Source organism: Hymenobacter cheonanensis (genome assembly GCF_030581075.1).
In the GTDB taxonomy this organism is placed as follows: domain Bacteria; phylum Bacteroidota; class Bacteroidia; order Cytophagales; family Hymenobacteraceae; genus Hymenobacter.
In genome coordinates, this window is sequence record NZ_JAUQSW010000004.1 from 224,815 (window position 1) to 246,447 (window position 21,633).

Annotated in this window: 10 protein-coding genes; 5 read left to right on the forward strand and 5 right to left on the reverse strand. The window is 59.2% G+C overall.

Going from position 1 to position 21,633, the window contains the following annotated elements:
- Complete coding sequence (locus tag Q5H89_RS09785; RefSeq protein ID WP_305019123.1) at window positions 1–3,018, reverse strand: SusC/RagA family TonB-linked outer membrane protein; 3,018 nt, start codon at window positions 3,016–3,018, stop codon at window positions 1–3.
- 452 nt (window positions 3,019–3,470) lie between these two features.
- On the opposite strand from Q5H89_RS09785, the gene Q5H89_RS09790 reads away from it, so the two are divergent.
- From Q5H89_RS09790 to Q5H89_RS09805, 4 genes are all read left to right on the forward strand, one after another.
- Window positions 3,471–6,587 carry a SusC/RagA family TonB-linked outer membrane protein gene (locus Q5H89_RS09790; RefSeq protein WP_305019124.1) on the forward strand — a complete coding sequence of 1,039 codons (3,117 nt, stop codon included), beginning with the start codon at window positions 3,471–3,473 and terminating at the stop codon, window positions 6,585–6,587.
- Between the two features lie 20 nt (window positions 6,588–6,607).
- Window positions 6,608–8,245, forward strand: coding sequence for a RagB/SusD family nutrient uptake outer membrane protein (locus tag Q5H89_RS09795; protein WP_305019125.1), 1,638 nt, complete (start codon window positions 6,608–6,610; stop codon window positions 8,243–8,245).
- A 196-nt stretch (window positions 8,246–8,441) separates the two neighbouring features.
- Complete coding sequence (locus tag Q5H89_RS09800) at window positions 8,442–11,663, forward strand: SusC/RagA family TonB-linked outer membrane protein (protein ID WP_305019126.1); 3,222 nt, start codon at window positions 8,442–8,444, stop codon at window positions 11,661–11,663.
- Between the two features lie 13 nt (window positions 11,664–11,676).
- The gene (locus Q5H89_RS09805; RefSeq protein ID WP_305019127.1) at window positions 11,677–13,041 is read left to right on the forward strand and encodes a RagB/SusD family nutrient uptake outer membrane protein; all 1,365 of its coding nucleotides are present in this window, start codon (window positions 11,677–11,679) and stop codon (window positions 13,039–13,041) included.
- 81 nt (window positions 13,042–13,122) lie between these two features.
- On the opposite strand, the gene hslU is transcribed toward Q5H89_RS09805, so the two are convergent.
- The 3 genes from hslU to lon all read right to left on the reverse strand — a co-directional run bounded on the left by hslU (window position 13,123) and on the right by lon (window position 18,296).
- Entirely contained in the window at window positions 13,123–14,544 is a 1,422-nt protein-coding gene (gene hslU, locus Q5H89_RS09810) for an ATP-dependent protease ATPase subunit HslU (protein ID WP_305019128.1), read from the reverse strand.
- A gap of 114 nt (window positions 14,545–14,658) precedes the next feature.
- The gene (gene porQ, locus Q5H89_RS09815; protein ID WP_305019129.1) at window positions 14,659–15,693 is read right to left on the reverse strand and encodes a type IX secretion system protein PorQ; all 1,035 of its coding nucleotides are present in this window, start codon (window positions 15,691–15,693) and stop codon (window positions 14,659–14,661) included.
- 95 nt (window positions 15,694–15,788) lie between these two features.
- Window positions 15,789–18,296: an endopeptidase La gene (gene lon / locus Q5H89_RS09820; RefSeq protein WP_369810651.1), complete on the reverse strand. Its 2,508-nt coding sequence runs from the start codon at window positions 18,294–18,296 to the stop codon at window positions 15,789–15,791.
- A 260-nt stretch (window positions 18,297–18,556) separates the two neighbouring features.
- Here lon and Q5H89_RS09825 point away from each other — a divergent pair, with 260 nt between their 5' ends.
- A complete protein-coding gene (locus Q5H89_RS09825) occupies window positions 18,557–20,608 on the forward strand; it encodes an OmpA family protein (protein ID WP_305019130.1) in 2,052 nt (683 codons plus the stop codon).
- Between the two features lie 7 nt (window positions 20,609–20,615).
- Here the strand turns inward: Q5H89_RS09825 and Q5H89_RS09830 are convergent, their stop codons facing one another.
- Window positions 20,616–21,584 carry a glycosyltransferase family 9 protein gene (locus tag Q5H89_RS09830; RefSeq protein ID WP_305019131.1) on the reverse strand — a complete coding sequence of 323 codons (969 nt, stop codon included), beginning with the start codon at window positions 21,582–21,584 and terminating at the stop codon, window positions 20,616–20,618.
- Between the last annotated feature and the right edge of the window lie 49 nt (window positions 21,585–21,633).

Here is a 21,633-nt window from a genome sequence, read left to right on the forward strand (position 1 = left end):
TTAGAAATCAGCGCTGATACGCAGGAAGTACTTTCGCACCCCTGGGTAGCTCAACACATCTACTTGCGCGCCGGTTGCAGTCTGGCCAAAGTTCGATACTTCGGGGTCGTAGCCACGATAGTTCGTCCAAGTAATCAGGTTGCTACCCGATACACCAATACGCACGTTTTTGACGTAGTTCTTGAAAGCCCCCTCCCGAATGCTGGCAGGCAGTGTGTAGTAGATAGAGGCCTCGCGCAGGCGCACATACCCGGCATTTTCGATGAACTGAGCTGCTGATACAGCACCTTGGGCATTGCGGTAAGCACCGAAGGTGATAGGCGTGCCGTTAGCCGTAACCTGGCCGCTGTTCTGCGAATAATCGTAGCTGGTACCAAACGCGTCGGTTTGAGTGAGGGTCAGGTTGCTGATGTAGCCATCCTTCTTCCAGTGCAGCAAAAACGATACTTCGAAGTTTTTAGCAATGGTAAAGCTGTTGAGCGACGAGAACTGGAAGGTAGGCTGAGCATCGCCGTAGCGCGTCAGATTGCTAGGGGTGTTCGGGTTGTCAACGGCATTGCGGGGAGTGCCATACCAGCGGGAAGGGGATTCACCAAGGGCGAAGTAGGTAGTGCCATAGCTGGCGCCAAAGCTGCTGCTCGAAACGAATGCCGGTACGATGATGCGCGTTACTTCCGAGCGGTTGAGCCAGAATTGGTTGTTCGAGGTCCAGCTGAAGTTGGTCGAGCGCACCGGGTTCAGGGTCAACCCAATTTCCAGACCACGGTTGCGCAGGTCGCCAACCGGGTAAGAGGAGATAGACGTAACGCCCGTGCTCGGAGCCAGCGCATACGTGTTGATAATCCCAATAACCTTCTTGTTATAAACAGTGGCCTCCAGCTGGATGCGGTTATTGAAGAAGCCCAGGTCGATACCGGCTTCCAGCTCCGTAGCGCGCTCGGGCCCGATAGTTGGGTTGCCCACGGTAGTAGCTGGGAGCAAGCCTACGCGGCTACCCGTGCTGATGCCCGAGAGTGCCGAAAAAGTGCCACCGAAAGGGGCAGGGTTACCAGTTTCGCCGTAGGCAGCCCGCAGCTTGATTTGGTTAACTGCTTCAGCCGTCCAGAAGTCAAATTTGGTCAAGTTGATGGCCAGTGAGGCCTTGGGGAAAGCGTAGAGTTTTGAAGGGTCGCCGTTGCGGCTCGACTTATCAAAGCGAATGCCGCCGGTAGCAATAATCCGGTCATTATAGTTTACCTCCTGCTGAGCGATGTAGCCAACGTCAGTTTGGTCCGAGAGGAAAGTATTCTGCGTGATAATCGTGCCCCGGTTTGGCAATAGCGGACCAGGAGCGAGGTTTTGGCCTTGCTGATAGGTCTGATTCGCCGTGAGGTTAAGGCGAACCGCCCCTACTTGCGAAGTCAGGCTGATGTTCTGACCAAGTTTCCAGTCATAAATCAGGAAGCTTTGCAGGTTGTAGTTGAAAAACTGAGTTTTGGCCACCCGGGCCACGCCCGGAAAGTTTTGGCTGAGCTGGGACTGCAAATCGGCTGGCAAGGCGAGCAGAGCGTTGCTGTTTGAGAAGTCAATGCCGCCCTGTGCTGCCAGGCGCAGCGAAGAATTTTCCTTTTCCAGAATGTGCAGCGTAGCAGTAGAAGCCTCCGTCACCCGGTCGGTACGCTCCTGGTTAACGGCCCGGGAGATGATAGCCAGGGGGTTGTCATTAGAGTACGGCGCCGCCGAGGGAAAGATACCCTGGGCATCTTGGTGCAGCTCGGCGTAGTTAGGAATCTGGAACAGGTTGTAAGCAATTGCTACCCCGTTGTTATCATTTCCGAAAAAGCCCCGGCGGTTAGTCGAATTGCTATAGCCTGAATTCAGGCTTAAGTCAATCAGCTTACCTATTTTCTGGTCCACGTTGGCCCGGATGGAATTGCGCTGAAAGTTGGTATTTGCTACAATACCATCTTCGCGCGTGGTGTTGCCCGAAACGAAGAAGCGTGTACGGTCCGTGCCACCCGATACGCTGACCCCCGTGCTACGGGTGAAAGCATTGTGGTCAAAAATCTCCTTCTCATAGTCATAAATCTTGCCGCTAGCCTGCGCCGCCGCTAGCTTAGCTTTCTCCGCGGTAGCATCAGCGCCTGAGTAAAACTGGTCAATCTTGGCAGGCGTCCAGCCTTCTGTGCCGAGCAAATGCCAAGGCTGAGCAAAACCAATGTCCTGCGACAGGCTCACACGGGTTTGGCCAGCTACGCCACGCTTGGTTTTGATTAGAATAACACCAGCACTTGCGCGCGTGCCATAGATAGCGGCAGCACTAGGGCCTTTGAGTATCTCAATTGACTCAATATCGTTAGGATTGAGTTCTGAAATGCGGTTCGTGCCGTTGTCCTGGTTGGTAGTGCCGGCAGCCGAAGATGCACCTGTAAAGGCCGCCGCGCCAGCGCCATTGCCTACTTCGGCACTGATGGCGTACACGCCATCGATAACATATAGTGGCTGGCTAGCCCCCGAGATAGTAGAGATGCCGCGCAGCTGGATGCTGACACCCCCGCCGGGCGCCCCACTGGTCATGTTGATGTTTGCCCCAGCTACTTTGCCATTCAGGGCCGCATCTACCGTCGAAGGCCGGGTGCTGCCAGTCAGCTCCTGCGCTGATACGGTAGCAACTGAGTTAGCCAGGTTGGAGCGCTTTACAGTAGAGGCCAAGCCGTTGACCACTACCTCATCAAGCTGCTTCACGTCGGTGGCCAGGGCCACATCAACGGTAGAGCCCTCGATAGCACGCTCCTGCGATACATATCCGATAAAGCTGAAGGTGAGGCGGGTAGCGTTAGCCGGCACGCTCAGTGAGTAGGCGCCATCGGCGTTGGTGGAGGTGCCAGTAGTAGTGCCCTTCGCAAGCACCGTTACGCCGGGTAGCCCTTGCCCACTAGTGCGGTCTGTAACCCGGCCTGAAATAGTTCGGTCCTGCGCAAATGCCTGGTGCCACAGACAACTGAGTAGCAAGACCATTAGTAGAGAAAATTGCTTCATACTATGTGGTTTGGGAAAAGTGAAAATAGACTTGCTCACGCAACGGAATGAGGCGAATCTGCGGCCAAGTTATTAATTTTTTGCTAATTTTTGGAAATATTGCCCAGTTCTGGATGGTGAGCAGTGAAGGGTATTATTTAAAGAGTTGACTTATCGCGAGTAAGCCGCAGCCAGACAATTGTGGAGGGGGTAGCAGGGCATGGCCAACGAGTGAAAACTCGCGTCCGGAATGATTCACACCACCTGCACAGAGAGCCGGCCTCTGCAGGTTAACTTTTGATTAAGTTATAAAAATGCCCCCGGGATGCACCGCCAGTTGCATAATTTCTAGCGGCGCTGGATTACCTTGCGGCTTCAACTAATCCGTGCCATCGGCGTCTGGCGGCTTTACCTATCTTTTTTACCTTCTCATTTTTTCAATGAAAAAAACCCTACTCATGAGTTTTATACTCATGTTCACGCTATTTCAAGCGGTACTGGCGCAGACGCGGACTGTGTCGGGCCGGGTAACCGACCAAAAGTCAGGCGAAGGCTTGCCCGGGGTAACGGTGCTGCTTAAGGGAACTACGAATGGTGTCTCCACGAACTCCGATGGGGCATTCAGCCTTAGCGTACCGGCTACGGGCGGCACGCTGGTATTTAGCTCGGTTAACTATGTAACGCAGGAGCGGGCTATCGGCACGCAGTCGGAGTTTGCCATTGGCCTAGCCACCGATACCAAGCAGCTGAGCGAAGTAGTCGTGACCGGCTACGGCACCCAGGAGCGCCGCGACCTGACGGGCTCTATCGCTACGGTACAAGGCGAAACGGTTTCTAACCTGGCTTCGCCGAGCTTCGCGCAGCAGCTGGCCGGCCGTGCAGCCGGTGTGCAGGTGCAAACGCCCAGCGGCCTGCTGGGGCAGCAGCCGCGCATTCTTATCCGCGGCACCAACTCCATCAGCGGCAGCAGCTCGCCACTGATAGTAGTAGATGGCCAGCCGATTTTTACGGGTCAGCTCAGTGGCATCGACACCAACGGCTCTAGCGGCCTGGCCGACATCAACCCCAACGATATCGAGTCATACGAAGTATTGAAGGACGGCTCGGCTACCGCTATCTACGGTTCGCGCGCGGCCAACGGCGTTATTCTTATCACCACTAAGCATGGTAAGAAAGGCAAAGCAACCGTTACGTACGATACGTACATGGGCGTTGCCCAAACCCTGAAGCGCTACAAGCTGCTGGATGCGGATGACTTCGTAACTATCAGCAACGAAAAATACGCTAACCAGGGTAACACTGGCCGCATTGCCGAGTCGTACACGGATGCTAGCGGCAACCGCGTGTCAACCGACTGGCAGGACCAGGTTTTCCGCACGGGCTTCCAGCAAAACCACGCGCTGACGGTGTCGGGCGCTACCGATAAGACTAATTATTTCTTTTCGGCCGGCTTCACCGACCAGAGCGGGGTAATTAAGCCGAACACCCTGCAGCGCTTTACTTTCCGCGCCAACATCGACAGCGAAGTGAAAAGCTGGCTGCGCATTGGGATGAACGCCGGCCTCACCCGTTCGCAAACGATTGGTTTGAACACGGGCGGCAACGCTCTGTCGGGCAACGTAGCTGCCTCCCTGCTGCTGTTCCCGAACGTGCCGGCGCGTAACCCCGATGGTACGCCTTACCTGAACTCGGCCGGTATTCTGGGCCAGGGTAATAATGCGATACCCATCAACTTCAACTACCCCAACATCCTGTTCTCACTCGAGAACAACATCTACCGCTCTACCAGCTACCGCATTCTGGCCAACACCTACGCGGAGGTAGAGCCCCTGAAAAACTTCCGCCTGCGCACGCAGCTCAGCACGGATACGCAGCTTGAGGACGACTTCCAGTACTGGGACCCGCGCGCTGGCGACGGCCGGGGCCTCAACGGTCTGGTGCTGCAAAACTTCAGCCCCAATATTCGCTGGAACTGGATAAACACGGCTACCTACAACAACATTATTGCCGAAAATCATAAGATTAACGCAGTAGCAGGGGTAGAATACCAGAAGACCAATTCCAACACTTACTACGCACAAGGCACGGGCCTTTCGGACCGCGCCCTGGGCCAGAACAACATCATCAGCGGCACAGTAACCAACCAGTACAGTGGTGGTGACTTTGTGCAGCAAGGCCTGCAGTCGTACTTCGGGCGTCTCAACTACGCTTTCAAAGATCGCTACCTGCTGAGCGCTACGCTGCGTTCGGATGCCGTGTCGGGCCTGGGTGTTGGGCACAACCGCGGTTGGTTCCCGGGTGGCTCGGTGGGCTGGCGTGTATCGCAGGAGGAGTTCTTCAAGAACGCCAGCATAGCTAGCGTGTGGACAGACTTCAAACTGCGTGCTTCGTATGCCCGCGTGGGTAACCTGCCCCCGTCCTACTATCCCGCCGCTGGCATCTACAGCGCGGCTCAGTACGCGTCGCAGGCTGGTATCAGCTACAGCAACGTAGGCAACCCGCTGCTACAGTGGGAAACCTCGAAGAAGGAAGACTATGGCATCGACCTGGGTTTCTACGGCGGTCGCATCACGTTCAGCGCCGACTACTATCGCAACAACATCGATGGCTTGATTCTGGCCGTACCTACTCCTCCTAGCCTGGGTGTTCCCAACAACTCCTACAACGCTAACGCGGGCACGATGTACAATAAAGGCCTGGAGTTGAACCTGACGACGCAGAACATCCGCAACGATAACTTCACGTGGTCGACCAACATCAACTTCTCGACCAACACCAACCAGGTAACTTCGCTTGGCGAGGGTGGGGCTCCCATCTACGCCCAGTACCTGGGCGGTAACTACAACGTTACGCAAGTAGGCCAGTCTATCGGTTCGCTGTGGGGCTATGATTACCAGGGAGTAAACTCCGCCAACGGTAACCCGCTCTACAAAAAGATTGATGGCACCATCATCCAGGGCAACCTGGCCACCTCGCGCTACTACGTATACGACCCGGCCAACCCGACGGCTCTGACCACTACTTCGTCCCTGACCACGGCTGATAAAATCATTCTGGGCCGTACCAACCCGAAACTGTTCGGCGGCTTCGACAACACATTCACGTTTAAGGGCTTTGACCTGGACGTGTTCCTGCGCTACAACTTTGGCAACCAAATCATGAACGTTACGCGTCAGCAATTGCTGCAGCAGACGTTTGTAAACAACGGCTCCGAGATTCTGGACCGCTGGCAGAAGCCGGGCGACGTAACCAGCACGCCCCGCTTGTTTTACAACAGCACGGACTTCAGCAACAACACGAGCAGCGCCTCGTCGCGTTTTGTAGAGAGCGGAAACTTTGTGCGGATTCAGAACATTACCCTCGGGTATACGCTGCCTACCAACGTTGTCAGTGTCATTGGCTTGAGCCGCGTTCGGGTATATGCCCAGGTACAGAACCTGTACACGTTCACGAACTATCGTGGGGTTGACCCCGAGGTTAACAGCACCTCTACCAGCGGCAACACAGTATCGAACAACGCTGCTGGCATCGACTACAACAGCAACCCGCAGCAGCGGGTATTCACGGGTGGTCTGAACGTAGCTTTCTAACCTTGATTTAGTTGATTCTAATGAAAAATATTGTGACTTTTATAGCCGCCAGCCGTCAACGGGTCCTAGCGGCAGCTTTTACCCTTACCCTGGGGTTGGGTGCCTGCAACGTAACGGACCTGCAGCCCCTTGATGCCCTCTCCGATGCGGCCGTATACAACGACCCCTCGCGCGTGGCCCTGGCCGTGACCGGCGTATATGATGCCGCGCAATCGGGCTTCTACAACGGTAACGTGGGTGGCGCCCGCGGCTATCCGTTTGGCGCCGCTGCCAACGAGCAGGGCGATGTGCGTGGTGAAGACCTGGTGGATGAGGCCGGCTTCTTCGGCGTGGTTTACAACAACCAGTACACGGCGTCCAGCCCCAACATCGTGTATATGTGGGCCAACTGCTACGCCCTCATTAACAAGGCCAACATTACCATCGACGGTATCAAAACGGCCGCTACTGGCGGGGTAATTTCCGCCAGCGACGAGCTGGTGTATGAAGGCGAACTCCGCTTCCTGCGTGCTTTGTCGCACCTGGAGTTGGTCATCAACTTCTCGCGCCCTTACGTGGATGGGAGTGGCAGCAACCCGGGGGTGCCTTACCGGACCCTAGCCAACAACACGCAAACCAACATCACCGAAAGTGCCAAGCAGGGCCGGGGCACAGTAGCCGATGACTACACGGCTATGCTCGCTGACCTGGATTTTGCCGAAGCCAACCTGCCTGCTACCCGCTCGGGTTTTGGTGCCTCGGGGTCGGTAACGCGGGCTACCAAAGGCGCGGCCATCGCGCTGAAGCAACGCATCCGCCTCTACCAGGGCAACTGGGCTGCGGCCATTACGGAAGGCAATAAGCTCATCAATACCACTACGCTTGTTAGCCCCATTGGCAACTATCAGTTGGCTGCTACGCAGCGGGCGGCTTTCATCGGTGCCGGGGTTACCAGTGAAAACATTTTCTCGATTGAGAACAACGCAGTGGATAACCCCGGGGTAAACGGTGCGCTGGCCAATGCCTATGGCTCATCGGCCGCGCCGTCGGTTGGTATCAATGGCCGGGCCCTCCTGGCGGTTAGCCCGAACCTGTACAACGCCTCTTTCTTCACCTGCGGCGACCTGCGCCGCACGGTAATGATGCAGCAGGATGGCGGCAGCCGTACCACGGCCTACGTTATCAAGAAGTACCTTGATGCCACGACTTCTTCGGACTTCGCGCCCATCATCCGGTACGCCGAAGTGCTCTTGAACCAGGCCGAAGCCCTGTCGCGCACCGGCAACAGCACCCTGGCCCTCACGCTGCTCAACGCCGTGCGTAACCGCTCGGTAACAACGGCCGCCGACCAATACGCCGCTGGCTCGCTCACCGGCACTGCGCTCACGCAGGCCATCCTGAACGAGCGTCGGGTTGAGTTCATTGGTGAAGGTTTCCGGTGGGGCGACATCGCCCGCCTCTCGGTAGAGCCCACCTTCGCGCCGATAACCGGCGGTGGTATCCCGGCCAAGTTTACCAGTGCAGTAGCCCTGGGCTCCAAGTACTCCTGCGGCACCCCGGCTACCGGGCAAACGGTACCGGCTATTCCGTACTCTAACCCGCTGTTTCTGTGGCCCATCCCCAGCACCGAGACGCAGACTAACCCTGTGCTGGCCGCTCAGCAGAATCCTGGTTACTAGGTTCTGCTAGCCCGGTTGCTTAACCGCTTTTTAAAGGCCCCCAACCTAGTAGGTTGGGGGCCTTTTTATTCATACATTTTACTCTATTAATGAAAAAAATTCCGCTAAAAATTCAGGTGATGTACATTTTTGCTCCTACTTTAGGGGCTTCGCTTTCCAGTTACCTTTTAATTACACCCTTATTACCAAACAGTACATGAAAAGAAGTTTACTGATGAGCCTGATGCTCATGCTCACCTTGTTCCAAGTGGTGCTCGCGCAAACGCGCACCATATCGGGGCGGGTCATAGACCAAAAAACCGGGGAAGGCCTGCCCGGAGCAACTGTGTTGCTGAAGGGTACCACTACGGGCGTGTCTACCGCCGCAGATGGTCGCTTCTCGCTAGCCGTGCCCGAAACAGGGGGTACGCTTACCATCAGCTCGGTAGGCATGCTCACCCAGGAGATAGCGCTAGGCAACCGCACTACGGTAGAGGCTTCGCTGGCAACTGATAGCAAGCAGCTTACTGAGGTAGTAGTAACCGGCTACGGCCAGCAGCAGGAGCGCCGTGATATCACGGGTGGGGTAGTATCGGTGAAGGGCTCTGAGTTTCAAAATCAGCCAGTAATTGGTGCCGACCAAGCCTTGCAGGGCCGGGCAGCCGGTGTGCAGGTTACCCAAAACTCGGGTACCCCGGGGTCTGGCGTAGCGGTGCGGGTGCGTGGCCCGGGGTCCATCTCCGCCAGCAACGAGCCGCTGTACGTGGTTGACGGGCTGCCGATTAATACGGGTAGCTACTCGCAGCTAGGGGTGGGCAACCAGCAGACGAATGCGCTGTCGGACCTGAACCCCAATGATATTGCTTCAATTGAAGTACTGAAAGAAGCTTCCGCCGCTGCCATCTACGGCTCGCGGGCTACCAACGGGGTAGTGCTTATCACCACCAAGCGTGGCCGTGCGGGCAAAACGCAGGTTTCGCTCGATTACTACACCGGCATCCAGAAGGCGTGGAAACTGCCGAAGGCCCTCACGGGTCCGCAGCAGGTACAGCTGTTTCTGGACGAGGTACAGAACCGCTACCCGGTTTCTGCCGCCGGTAATATTACGGCCTTTGGTACCAACTGGCGCAGCTATGCCGACCTGGCAGCTTACACATTCTCGAACCCACGTACGTCTACGACTGGTGGCGTTACGTCGGTAATCGACGACAATACGGGGGTGCGCGACCTGCGGTTTTTTCAAGACCCCTCAACGTCTCCTTCCACTAACTGGGCAAACGAGATTTTCCGGACGGCGCCCATCAGCAACTATGGCTTGACGTTTACCGGGGGCACGGACCGTACCCGTTTCCGCGTTTCCACGAACTATTTCGACCAGCAGGGCACCATCATTGGGTCGGGCTACAAGCGGGCTAGCGCGCGCCTGAGCCTCGACAACAACCTGAGCGACAAAGTGCGCATGGGTACCAGCATTGGCCTGAGCCGTGGCACGAACATTCGCATCAACAACGACAACAATATCAACGGGGTACTGAGCGCCGCAGTACTAGTGGCGAGTGATATTCCGGTGTACCGCCCCGATGGCACGTATGCCAAGGACCCTGGCGGCTCGACCGAAAACCCCGTAGTAGCGGGCACCGAGCCCTACATCCGTAGCGTGAGCGACCGCCTGATTGGCTCTTATTATGCAGAATTTGAGTTAATTAAGAACTTGAAGTATCGTGCTACATTCGGTCTCGACTACCTGACCCTGAATGACCAGCGCTTCTTGCCCACCACCACCAACACCGGGGCTGGTGTGAATGGCCAGGCCACGGAAGCCAACTCGACGGATATCAACTTCAACCACATCAGCTCGCTGAACTACAGCCACACCTTCAACGAGGCGCACACGGTATCGGCGCTGCTCGTGGCTGAATACCAGCAGGATAACTACCACGACTCGTTTGAGCAGGCTACTGGCTTCCCGAGCAATGCCATCCGCCAGCTGTCGGCCGGTGCCACCAAAGTAGAAGCTACGTCGACGGCTACGTCCTGGAACTTCTTCGGTACGCTGGCTAAGGTGACGTACAACTTCAAAGACCGCTACCTGCTCGACGCGAGCGTGCGCCGCGATGGTTCTTCGCGCTTTGGTACCAATAACCGCTACGGATATTTTCCCGCTGTTTCGGCGGGTTGGCGCATTGCGCAGGAGCGCTTTATGCAAGACCAGACGGCCGTGAGCGAACTGAAGCTGCGGGCTAGCTACGGCCAGACCGGCAACAGCTTTATTCCCAACTTCGCATCACGTGGTCTCATCAGCCCTGGCTATAACTACTTGGGCCTGGGTGGCCTGATTGTATCGCAGTTGGCTAACCCTGACCTGCGCTGGGAGCGCACCGAAGGCTACAACGTAGGCCTGGATGTGGGCTTCCTGCAAAACCGCCTGTACCTGTCGGGTGATGTTTACATCCGCAAGACTTCGGACCTGCTCCTGAACCAGCCCCTGCCCAGCGATACCGGCTTCCTGTCCTTCCAGAGCAACATCGGCTCGATGGAGAATAAAGGCATCGAGCTGGCCCTGACTACTATCAACATGCGTAGCGAAGACCCCCGGGGCTTCAACTGGGAAACCAATTTCAACTGGACGCTCAACCGCAATAAAATCACGCAGCTGGTAGCGCCTGAGAACAACCCCATTGCGGCGGGCTTTGCTAGCCGCATCCAGGTTGGCCAGCCGCTAGGGGCCTTCTACGGCTACCGGATGGATGGTATTTTCCAGACGCAGGACGAAATTGCTGCCGCCAATGCCAACGCCGCTGCCAAAAACGGTGCCGGTACTATCTATCAGAACACGACTACCGCCCCCGGCGATGTGCGCTTCCGCGACCTGAACGGGGATGGTCGCATCACGGCCGATGACCAGGAAATCATCGGTAGCGCGCAACCCAAGTACTACGGTGGCATCACGAACACCATTCGTTTCATGGGTGTTGACTTCACGGTTTTGTTTCAGTACAATGTGGGTAACCAGATATACAACAACAATATCGCGTTTGCCCAGGGTATGAACGGCGTATTCGGCCAGGATGCTGCCGTGCTCAACCGCTGGACGACCACTAACACCAATACCAACATTCCGCGGGCGGTATATGGTGACCCGAGCAGCAACCGCCGGGTATCGGACCGCTTTATCGAGGATGGCTCGTATGGCCGCTTCAAATTGGTAACGCTAGGGTACACCCTGCCCCAGGCCCTGACCCAGAAGGCGCACATTTCGACGGCGCGCATCTATGTGCAAGCTCAGAACCTGGTGACGTTCACCAAGTACTCGGGCTTCGACCCAGAGGTAAACACCTTCAGCGGGACGAACCAGGCTGCCAACGCGGCGCCGGGTACCGACTTCCTCACCTATCCGCAGTCGCGCACGCTTACGGCTGGTGTAACCCTGGGCTTCTAATTACTTGCAATCAATGACTTCTTTACTATCTACCTCTCTTCGCCAAGTGGCCAGCCGCTCGGCGCTCCTGCTTGCACTGGGCCTGGGGCTGGGCGCTTGCGAAAAAATTCTGGACCAAACTCCCCAGAACAGCCTGGATGCCAGCACGGGCTTCACCACCCGCCAAGATGCGGTTGCGGGCTTGCGCGGCTGCTACGATGCCCTGCAAAGCGCCAACTACTATGGCCTGCGCTACGAAACGTTTGCCGACCTTATCTCGGGTAATATCCGGCATACGGGTACCTTCCCGACCTTCGCGCAGATTTACCAAAACCAGATTCTGCCCGATAACACGGATACCCGCAGCGTATGGATTGCGGTGTACGACGCCATCAACCGCACCAATTACTTCATCCAGAGCGTAGCCAAAATCAGTGACCCGGCCTACAACACGGCCTCGGCCATCGGGGAGGCGCGGGCCCTGCGGGCCCTGCACTACATGAACCTGCTAGGCTACTGGGGCGGCTCTACCCAAGGCTACGGCTACAGCGGTGGGGTGGGGGTGCCCCTGCGCCTGCTGCCCACCCTGGCCGTTGGGGCAGATACCCAGCCGGTAGTGCGCGCCAGCGAGGCCGACGTAGTGACGGCTATCCGGGCTGACCTGGACTACGCGGTGGCCAACCTGGCTTCTACTGCTACCACGGGCATCACCAAAAACTCGGCCCTAGCCCTGCGGGCGCGCTTCGAGCTGCGCATGCGCAATTACACCGATGCGCTGACCTTCGCCAAGCAGGTAACGGGGAATATTAATACGACGGCTGATAACCTCTTCCAGCTGACGTTCTCCGTAACGGATGCCAACCAACTGGCTTTCTTCTGGTTCCCTAGCGCGCTGGGTGGTCGCAACGAGCTGGACCCATCCAACGAGCTGGCTGCTGCCCACCCCACTGGCGACCTGCGCCTGCCCATCAACGTAGTGACTTCGGCTAATGCTACATCGGTGTACCCGGCTGGCACTACCCGCAAGTATTATCGAATTTCTACGAATGACGACCCGGTAAACGTGATTCGCTATTCGGAGGTAGTTTTGACCATCGCCGAGGCCGCCGCCCAAACCAACGACCTGCCAACGGCCATTACGCAGGTGAATCTCATTCGGGCTAAGGCGGGCCTGGCGGCTACCACTGCCACCACCCAGGCAGCCTTACTCACGGAAATTCTGCTGCAGCGCCGGCTAGAGCTGGCGCACGAAGGCCTTTACTGGTTTGACCTGCGCCGCACCAATACCGTGCAGGCGGCGCTGCCGACGTACACGCAGACGTTCCGCAACCTGTGGCCTATTCCAACCCAGGAAATCCTGAACTCGAAAGGTGTACTGGCGCAGAATACGGGTTACTAGCTGGCCTTCTGCCCCAAGCAAAAAGCAGCCCCGGCCAACTTGGCCGGGGCTGCTTTTTGCTTGGGGCAGAAGGCCAGGGCCTCAGAGAATGTACTGGCTCATATCGCGGTTCTTTACCATGTCGCGCAGGCGCTCTTCTACCAGCTGGGGCGTGATGGTGAGCTGCGTGCCGGCGCCCAGCTTATCGGGCACGTCGAAGAGCAGCTCGTTCAGCAGGCGGCTCATCACGGTGTGCAGGCGCCGGGCCCCGATATTTTCGACCTCCGAATTGACCTCGAACGCGATTTCGGCCAGCTTAAGCAGGGCCTCATCCTCAAACTCCAGGTGCACGTCTTCGGCCGTCAGCAGGGCCTGGTACTGCTTGGTGAGCGCGTTTTTGGGGTCTTTCAGAATGCGGTAGAAGTCGTCTTTGGTCAGGCTTTGCAGCTCGACGCGGATGGGAAAGCGGCCCTGCAGCTCCGGAATGAGGTCGCTAGGCTTGCTAACATGGAAAGCGCCGGCGGCGATGAACAGAATGTGGTCGGTGTTCACGATGCCGTACTTGGTGTTCACGGCCGAGCCCTCCACAATGGGCAGCAGGTCGCGCTGCACGCCCTGGCGGCTCACGTCGGGGCCACCGCCGCTTTTGCCGCTGCCGCTGGTCGCTACTTTGTCAATTTCGTCGATGAAGATGATGCCTGAGTTTTCGGCCTGCCGGATGGCTTCTTCCTTCACCTCGTCCATGTCCACGAGCTTGGCGGCTTCTTCGTCCAGCAGCAGCTTGCGGGCCTCAGCTACCGACACCTTGCGCTTGCGCGATTTCTTGGGCAGCATGTTGCCCAGCATATCCTGCAGGCCCGACATGGTGGCTTCGTCCATCATGCCCGGCGCGCCCATAATACCCACGCTAGGGCTGCCTTGGGCCACATTTATCTCGATGCGGCGGTCCTCAAGCTCGCCGTTGCGGATTTTCTGGCGGAAGCGCTCGCGGGTGCGCTCGTTCAGCTCCTGGTCGGAGCCCGGCACGGCGTCGGCGGCAATGCTTTCGCCGCTGCTGCCGAAGCCCAGGCTGCCTCCGCTGCCGCTGGCCGGCGCCTTCAGGGGTGGAATGAGGGCATCCAGAATAATGTCTTCCACAGCCTGGGCGGCCTGGGCTTTCACGGCCTCCTGGCGGCGCTGGCGCAGGCGGCTCACGGCCTGCTCGGCCAGGTCGCGCACCATGCTTTCCACGTCGCGGCCCACGTAGCCGACTTCGGTGAATTTGCTAGCCTCCACTTTTACAAAAGGGGCATCGGCCAGGATGGCGAGGCGGCGGGCAATCTCGGTTTTGCCCACGCCCGTGGCCCCAATCATGAGGATATTATTGGGCACAATCTCCTTTTGCATGTCGGCCGGGGCGTGCAGGCGGCGCCAGCGGTTACGCAACGCAATGGCCACGTGGCGCTTAGCCTCGTGCTGGCCAATGATGTATTTGTCAAGCTCGGCCACAATCTGGGCCGGGGTCAGGAAAGAGGTATCTAACATAAAGAAAAAAGATGCGCAGGGTGCCGCGGGGGTAAAACGCAGGGCCGCACAGTGGGGGTAGAACAACCCGGCGGAACCCGGCGTTTTATCCCCGCGCAACGCTGGGCAAAATAATTAGTGCGCCAAGGAGGAAGGAGCCGCCCCAAACCGGCGGCTCAGGGTAAAATAGTTGCTGCTGCCGGCGGCCTGCAGGGTGGCATACGTGTAATCGAGCTGAAACTGCGAGATGCGAACCATAGCCCCAAAGCTGAAGCCCGCGCCGCCGCCCACGTTGTCGAGGCGCAGCTCGCGGGCCTGCAAGTGGTTGTAGCCGGCGCGCAGGCTCAGGCCCTTGCCCAGCAGCAGCTCGGCGGCGGCCGTAAAGTGCCGGGCCAGGTTATCGCCCCAATTAAAGCTGGGCTTCACTTCCACGTTGTTGGCGTCGAGGGTGCCGCGGGCATTGGGGTCGAGGTACTGGATATTCCACTGGTGCAGGTGGTGGGCCGTGAAGGTGAAGCGCAGCGGCATGTGCTCGGGCTTCACGGTGGTGCCGAGCTGCACATCGAGCGGCAGCGGCTCGCGGGCGCTGGCGGTGTAGGGTTTCAGCATGTAGCCGGCGTTCTTCACTACCAGGCCCACCGTAAAATCCTGCGCGCTGGGCTTGTAGAGCACGCCCGCATCGGCAGCCAGCCCCACGGCGCGGTTGCCAGCAATGCCCGACACGGCCAGCTTGGCCGCCAAGCCAAAGGTAAACTTACCCTTCGTGTACGAGTCGGCCCCCGTCAGGGCGTACTCATTCACCGAAAAGGTGCCTAGCGAATTACCAGCCGCATCGTAGCTCTCCAAACTGCCGTAGCTGAGGTAGGTGAGGCCCAGCCCGAAGCGCCCGCGCTTTTCGGTAGTAAACGCATATGCCGCCGTGCTCTGCTTAATGTCGCTCACGTAACTGACGTAGCTCACGGCCGCCGCGTGGTCCATATCGGCATTGAGCAGCGCCGGGCTGGCAAAAAACTGCGTAGGGTCGGCGCTGCGCGCTGAGGCCGTCATGCCCCCTAGCGCGGCCACCTGCGCCGAGGGCGGCAACGTGAGAAACGGAAACGCCGCGCGCCCGCCAATCTGAGCCTGCGCAGCAAGCGGCAGCGCTAAAAGAAACGGTAGGAGTTGCTTCATATAAACAAGGTAACGAGCGCGGGACCAGCTTTCGCCTGAGGCCAGCCAAAAAACGGCTTTCCGGCTGGCCCCGGGCGAAAGGCTGTTTTGGCCTGCTACTGCACCTCCACGCTGGGGCCGGCGGGCGCGGGCGCCTCATCGCGCACGGGCAGGCTTTGGGGCCGGGCCACCAGCTCGGGCAGCAGGGCCTCGGCCAGCACGTCATCCACGCGCTCGGCGTAGTGAATGCGCACGCCCTTGAGGTACTCGGCCGGGATTTCCTCCACGTCCTTGCGGTTTTTAGGCGACAAAATAATGAGGTCGATGCCGGCGCGGCGGGCGGCCAGCAGCTTTTCCTTGATGCCGCCCACCGGCAGTACCCGGCCGCGCAGGGTTATCTCGCCGGTCATGGCCATCTTCGGCCGAATCTTGCGCTGGGTGTAGGCCGAGGCAATGCTCGTAAAAATGGCGATGCCCGCGCTCGGTCCATCTTTCGGAATGCCGCCCTCGGGAAAGTGAATATGCAGGTCGTACTGCTCAAACAGGCGGTAGTCAATGCCCAGCTCATCGGCCCGCGAGCGCAGGTAGGAGAGGGCCGTAATGGCCGATTCCTTCATCACATCGCCGAGCTGGCCCGAGAGCGTGAGCTTGCCCCGGCCCCGGCTCAGGAGGCTCTCCACGAACAGGATATCGCCGCCCACACTCGTCCAGGCCAGGCCCGTTACCACGCCGGCCGTGTCGTGGTCCTGGTCCTTGTCGCGCTCGAAGCGCGGCATACCCAGGATTTTCTGCACGTCGCTAGGGTCAATTTGCGCGGGCAGTGGCTCCTTGCCGGCCTTGCGGCGGGCCAGGTTGCGGGTGAGGGCGGCCAGCTGGCGCTCCAGGCTGCGCACGCCGCTCTCGCGGGTGTAGTCGTCGGCCACGCGGTGCAGCGCGGCGTCCGTGATTTTAACTTCCGTCTCGCCCAGGCCGTGCTCGCGCAGCTGCTTGGGCCAGAGGTGCTTGCGGGCAATCTGCACCTTCTCCTCCTGCGTGTAGCCGGTAAGGTCGATAATCTCCATGCGGTCGCGCAGGGCCGGCTGAATGGTATCGAGCGAGTTGGCAGTGGCGATGAACAGCACCTTGCTCAGGTCGTACTCCACCTCCAGGTAGTTGTCGGTGAAGGTCGAGTTCTGCTCGGGGTCCAGCACTTCCAGCAAGGCGGAGCTAGGGTCGCCGCGAAAGTCGCTGCTCACCTTATCAATCTCGTCCAGAATAATCACCGGGTTGCTCACGCCCGCCTTCTTTATCTGCGAGATAATGCGGCCGGGCATGGCGCCCACGTAGGTTTTGCGGTGGCCCCGAATCTCGGCCTCGTCGCGCACGCCGCCCAGGCTCAGGCGCACGTATTTGCGGCCCAGCGCCGTGGCAATGCTGCGGCCCAGCGAAGTTTTGCCCACGCCGGGCGGGCCGTAGAGGCACAAAATCGGCGCCTTGAGGTCTTGCTTCAGCTTGAGCACGGCTAAGTATTCGAGGATGCGCTCCTTTACTTTTTCGAGGCCGAAGTGGTCGGCATCGAGGATTTTCTTGGTCGTTTTGAGGTTGAACTTGTCCTTGGTCGTTTCGCCCCAGGGCAGGTCGAGCAAAAACTCCAAATAGCTGAACGTCACCGGGTAGTCGGGCGACATCTGGTTGATGCGCCCCAGCTTGGCCAGCTCCTTGTCGAAGTGCTTGGCCGTGGCTTCGCTCCACTTTTTGCCCAGCGCCCGCTGCCGCAGGGCGGCTACATCGCCCTCGGCGCTGCCTTCGCCCTGGCCCAGCTCGTCTTGCAGGGTTTTGAGCTGCTTGCGCAGGAAATACTCGCGCTGCTCGGCGTCGATGCCAGTGTGCACCTTGGTGCGAATGTCGTTCTTAATTTCCAGCAGCTCAATCTGGCGCAGCAAGGCTTCGAGCAGCTGGCGGCCCTGGGCCTCGGGGTCGGCCAGCTCCAGCAGCAGCTGCTTGGCGGGCAGTTCCAGCTGCACGTTGGAGGAGAGAAAATGAATGAGAAAGGCCGGCGACTGAATACCGTCGAGCATGGTGCGCGCCTCCATCGGGATTTCGGGCGTCAGCTCCAGCACCTTGCCAGCGGCCTCGCGCAGGCTTTGCAGCAGCACCATTTCGCCGTCTATTTCGGCATCGAGCGCCCGCTCGTCGAAGTACGTGACCCTGGCCGTGAGCTGCGGCGAGTACGTCAGCTGCTCGCCCACGTAAAAGCGCACCTGCCCCTGCAGGATGATGGTGACGGTATCGTCGGGCTGGTCGATGACTTTGAGAATGCGGGCCAGGGTGCCCACGGGGTGCAGGTCGTCGGTGCTGGGCTCGTCGGCGTCGGGGTGGCGCTGGGCCACCACGCCCACGAGCTTCTCGTTTTTAGCGGCCAGCTTGCGCACCAGCCGGATGCTCTTTTTGCGCGTCACCGTCACGGGCAGCACCACGCCCGGAAAGAGCACGGTGTTGCGCACCGGCAGCAGGGCCAGCACGGCGGGCGCATCGGCGGCGGGGAGCAGGTGGTCGGGGTCGGCGGCCATAATGGCAATGGCTTCAGAAGGAGAATCAGGGCCAACGGCCAGCAGGCGGCCGGGGCCAGACAAATCAAAGGGCATGGGCAAAGCAGAAAAAGCCGGCCGGCGCGGAATAGCACAAGCCGGCTGCCAGAGTGGCAGCCAGTTTCCGCTAGGCTAAGGTACGCAGGCCGGGGGCGGGTGGGGGCAAGGGCCGTGCCAGCCCGGCCGGGGCCGCCAAAGCTACGGCCCCCGGCCGGGCCGGCATAGCAATTTGCTAATACTGGCTATTGTGTGAGAACTTGCAGGCCCGTTCCGTTCCCACTGCCCAGCCAATGCGCTTCTCGCTACTTCTTTGTCTTTTGAGCAGCTGGCTGCTGGTGGTGGGCGTGGCCCGGCCGGGGCTGGCCCAGCGTACGCCGCGCCCGGCTGTCAAGCCTGGCAAAGCTGCTGCGGGGCCTGCCACGCGGCCCGCCAGCCCGCCAAAGCCAGCCTACCAGCAGCGGGCGCTGAAGGGCCGCGTGACGCGCCGCCTGCGCCTGCACGCCGACGGCACACCCGATTTTCCAAATGTCAACCGAATTGCCTTTTTCGAGGATAAGAAGGCGCTCAAGGCCATTCAGCGGGCCGAGCGCCGCCACCGCTACGCCGAGGCGCGCGCGCTGCTCACGCAGTACGTCGGCCAGTTTGGCATCGAGAATTTTTACCGCAACACCGACCTGCTCTGGCATCTGGGGCAGCTATTGCAGCGCGATAGCACCCAGCAGGAGCTGGCCAAGGCGTATTTTCGGCTAGCCCTCAAGCACCACCGCACCGACGTGCGGCGCGTGCAGCTCTACTACGACTCGCTGGAGGAGAAAACGGCCATTCTCTACGTGCCGCTCAAGGTGTATTACGACGTGGTGGAGTACCGCAAGAGCGTCAACACCTTTCACCCGCCCAAAAATGTGTACACCAGCATGGGCGACGCCGTGAACTCGAAGTACCCCGATTACGGCCCCGCCCTGGGCGCTGCCGATACCGTGCTGCTGTTCAGCTCGAAGCGCCCGCTGGGCAAGGGCGTGCGCACCCGCGAGCAGGAAGATTTGTACGTGTCGCACAAGGAAGGCGAGAATTTCTGGACCGACGCCCAGCCGCTGCCCAAGCCGATAAATTCGCAGTACAACGAGGGCTCGGCGTGCTTCTCGCACGATGGCAAGACGATTTTCTTCGCCCGCTGCGAGTGCCCCACCTGCCACGGCAACTGCGACCTCTACACCGCCAGCCTCGGCAAAGACGGCAAGTGGAGCACGCCCAAGAGCCTGGGCCCGCTCGTCAATTCCGTGGCCTGGGATTCGCAGCCCACGCTCTCGCCCAAGGAGGATACGCTGTATTTCGCCTCCGACCGGCTAGGGGGCTTCGGCCTCAGCGACATCTACTACACCGTGAAGGGCAAAAACGGCCAGTGGGGCCGCGCCCTGAATATGGGCCCCGTGGTGAACACCCGCGAGAGCGAGGTAAGCCCGTTTTTTCACCCGCTCTACCAGGTGCTGTACTTCAGCTCGCGGGGCCAGCTGCTGAATTTTGGTGACTTCGACATCTACAAAACGTACCGCGTGAAAGGCCGCTGGCAGGAGCCGCGTAACATCGGGCCGCTCGTAAATGGCAAAGGGTCAGAATATTACTTCACCATCGACAGCCAGAGCAAAAACCTCTACTACGCCCGCTCCGAGGAAAAGGACCTCAATAACCTCGACCTCTATTCCTTCCCGCTGCCCATGGAGGCCCAGCCGCTGGCCACTACCCAGGTAGCCGGCACCCTGCTCGACTCGGTGAGCAGCCGGCCGCTCAAAGGCATGGTTAGCATTATCGACCTCGATAATGGCATTGAGGTGGCTAGCAAGTACTTGCGGGCCGACGGCTCGTTCGATTTTGAGCTGATGGAGGGCTCGCACTACGCCATGCTTATTCAAAGCCCCGATGCGTTTTCGGTCGAAAAAAAGTTTGAGTTGAAAGGCGATACCGTGATGACGATGCTCACCACGAGCATCGACTACAAGCTGCCGCTCATCTTCAAAAATATTGAATTTGAGGCAAATAAGTCGAATATTTCGCCCGCCATGCAGCCCACCCTCGACCGCATCACGCTCTTTCTGGTCGACCACCCTACCTACAAGCTCAACATTGCCGGCCACACCGATGGGCGCGGCGACCCCGAGGTAAACGAAAAGCTCTCGCAGGACCGCGCCGAGGAAATCCGGCGCTACATCGAGCGCAAGGGCAAGCTAGGCCCCAACCGCATCGAGAGCTTCGGCTACGGCTCCAGCAAGCCCCTCAAAGACGAGCTGACCGAGGCCGATGCCCGCATCAACCGGCGGGTAGAATTTCGATTGGTGAAGCCGGAGAGCAGTAAGGGCGCGGGCGACTGGAAGTAACTGATTGTCAGCTAGGCCACTCGCGCGCCAGGTTTTGCTCGCGCATGCACTTGAAATGCCCCTGTGGGCACTGCCCAAAGCCGATTTTGGAGCACGGCCGGCAGGGCAGCCCTAGTACTTCGAGCGCCTCAAACTTGGTGCGGTAGGGGTACATGCCGAATTGCGGCACCGTGTTGCCCCACACGCTGTAAATCTCCTTTTTGAAGGCCGAGGCAATGTGCATGAGCCCCGTATCGTGGCTGACCACAAACTGCGCCTGCCGCAGCAGCGAAGCTGACTGATGCAGCGAAAACTGCCCGCAGCCGTTGAAAATGAGCGAAGTAGCCGCCAGCTGAATTACGTGGCCGGTGCTTTCGTCCTCGGGGCCGCCTAGCAGCACCACCGGGCGCGGCGCCAGGTTAGTAACCAGCTCGATGAGTTTCTCCACGGGGAGACGCTTGGTGGCGTGCTGCGCCCCGATGGCCACCGCCACGTATTCCCAGGGCCGGAAGCCGGCCGGCAGCTCGGCGGCCAGGTCCACTTCCTGGCTGGCCGGAATGAAATAATCGAGCCCCTTGCCATCATCGCGGACGCCGAGCGGCGCGGCGGCCGCCCGGTAGCGCTCCACGATGTGCACCGGCGGCAATTGGTTGACTTTGAAACGCACCAACAAGTATTTCTGCCAGTTCAGCTTGTCGAAGGCGCGGCCCGGCACGCCCGGGAGTTGCAGGCGAATAAGGCTGGTGCGCAGGTTGTTATGCAAATCCACGATGAAGTCGAACCGCTCGGCGCGCAGCTCGCGCACCAGTTCGCCCAGGCTGCCGCTCAGCAGGTGCAGCTTATCCACGTAGGGGCTAGCCTCGAAAAGCTTGGCGAAGGCCGGCTTGGTGGCAAAGTGCACCTGGGCGCCCGGCAGCTGGGTTTTCAGCTGCCGCACCACCGGGGTAGTCAGCACAATATCGCCTATGGAAGAAAAGCGCAGAACCAGGATTTTCATTCGTTTAAGACTACAACCGTCATGCAGCGCGCAGCGAAGCATCTCGCTT

Bases quoted from the DNA above. Each gene is read 5' to 3' on its own strand.
- Q5H89_RS09785 (WP_305019123.1), bottom strand. From the start codon at position 3,018: ATGAAGCAATTTTCTCTACTAATGGTCTTGCTACTCAGTTGTCTGTGG.
- Q5H89_RS09790 (WP_305019124.1), top strand. From the start codon at position 3,471: ATGTTCACGCTATTTCAAGCGGTACTGGCGCAGACGCGGACTGTGTCG.
- Q5H89_RS09795 (WP_305019125.1), top strand. From the start codon at position 6,608: ATGAAAAATATTGTGACTTTTATAGCCGCCAGCCGTCAACGGGTCCTA.
- Q5H89_RS09800 (WP_305019126.1), top strand. From the start codon at position 8,442: ATGAAAAGAAGTTTACTGATGAGCCTGATGCTCATGCTCACCTTGTTC.
- Q5H89_RS09805 (WP_305019127.1), top strand. From the start codon at position 11,677: ATGACTTCTTTACTATCTACCTCTCTTCGCCAAGTGGCCAGCCGCTCG.
- hslU (WP_305019128.1), bottom strand. From the start codon at position 14,544: ATGTTAGATACCTCTTTCCTGACCCCGGCCCAGATTGTGGCCGAGCTT.
- porQ (WP_305019129.1), bottom strand. From the start codon at position 15,693: ATGAAGCAACTCCTACCGTTTCTTTTAGCGCTGCCGCTTGCTGCGCAG.
- lon (WP_369810651.1), bottom strand. From the start codon at position 18,296: ATGCCCTTTGATTTGTCTGGCCCCGGCCGCCTGCTGGCCGTTGGCCCT.
- Q5H89_RS09830 (WP_305019131.1), bottom strand. From the start codon at position 21,584: ATGAAAATCCTGGTTCTGCGCTTTTCTTCCATAGGCGATATTGTGCTG.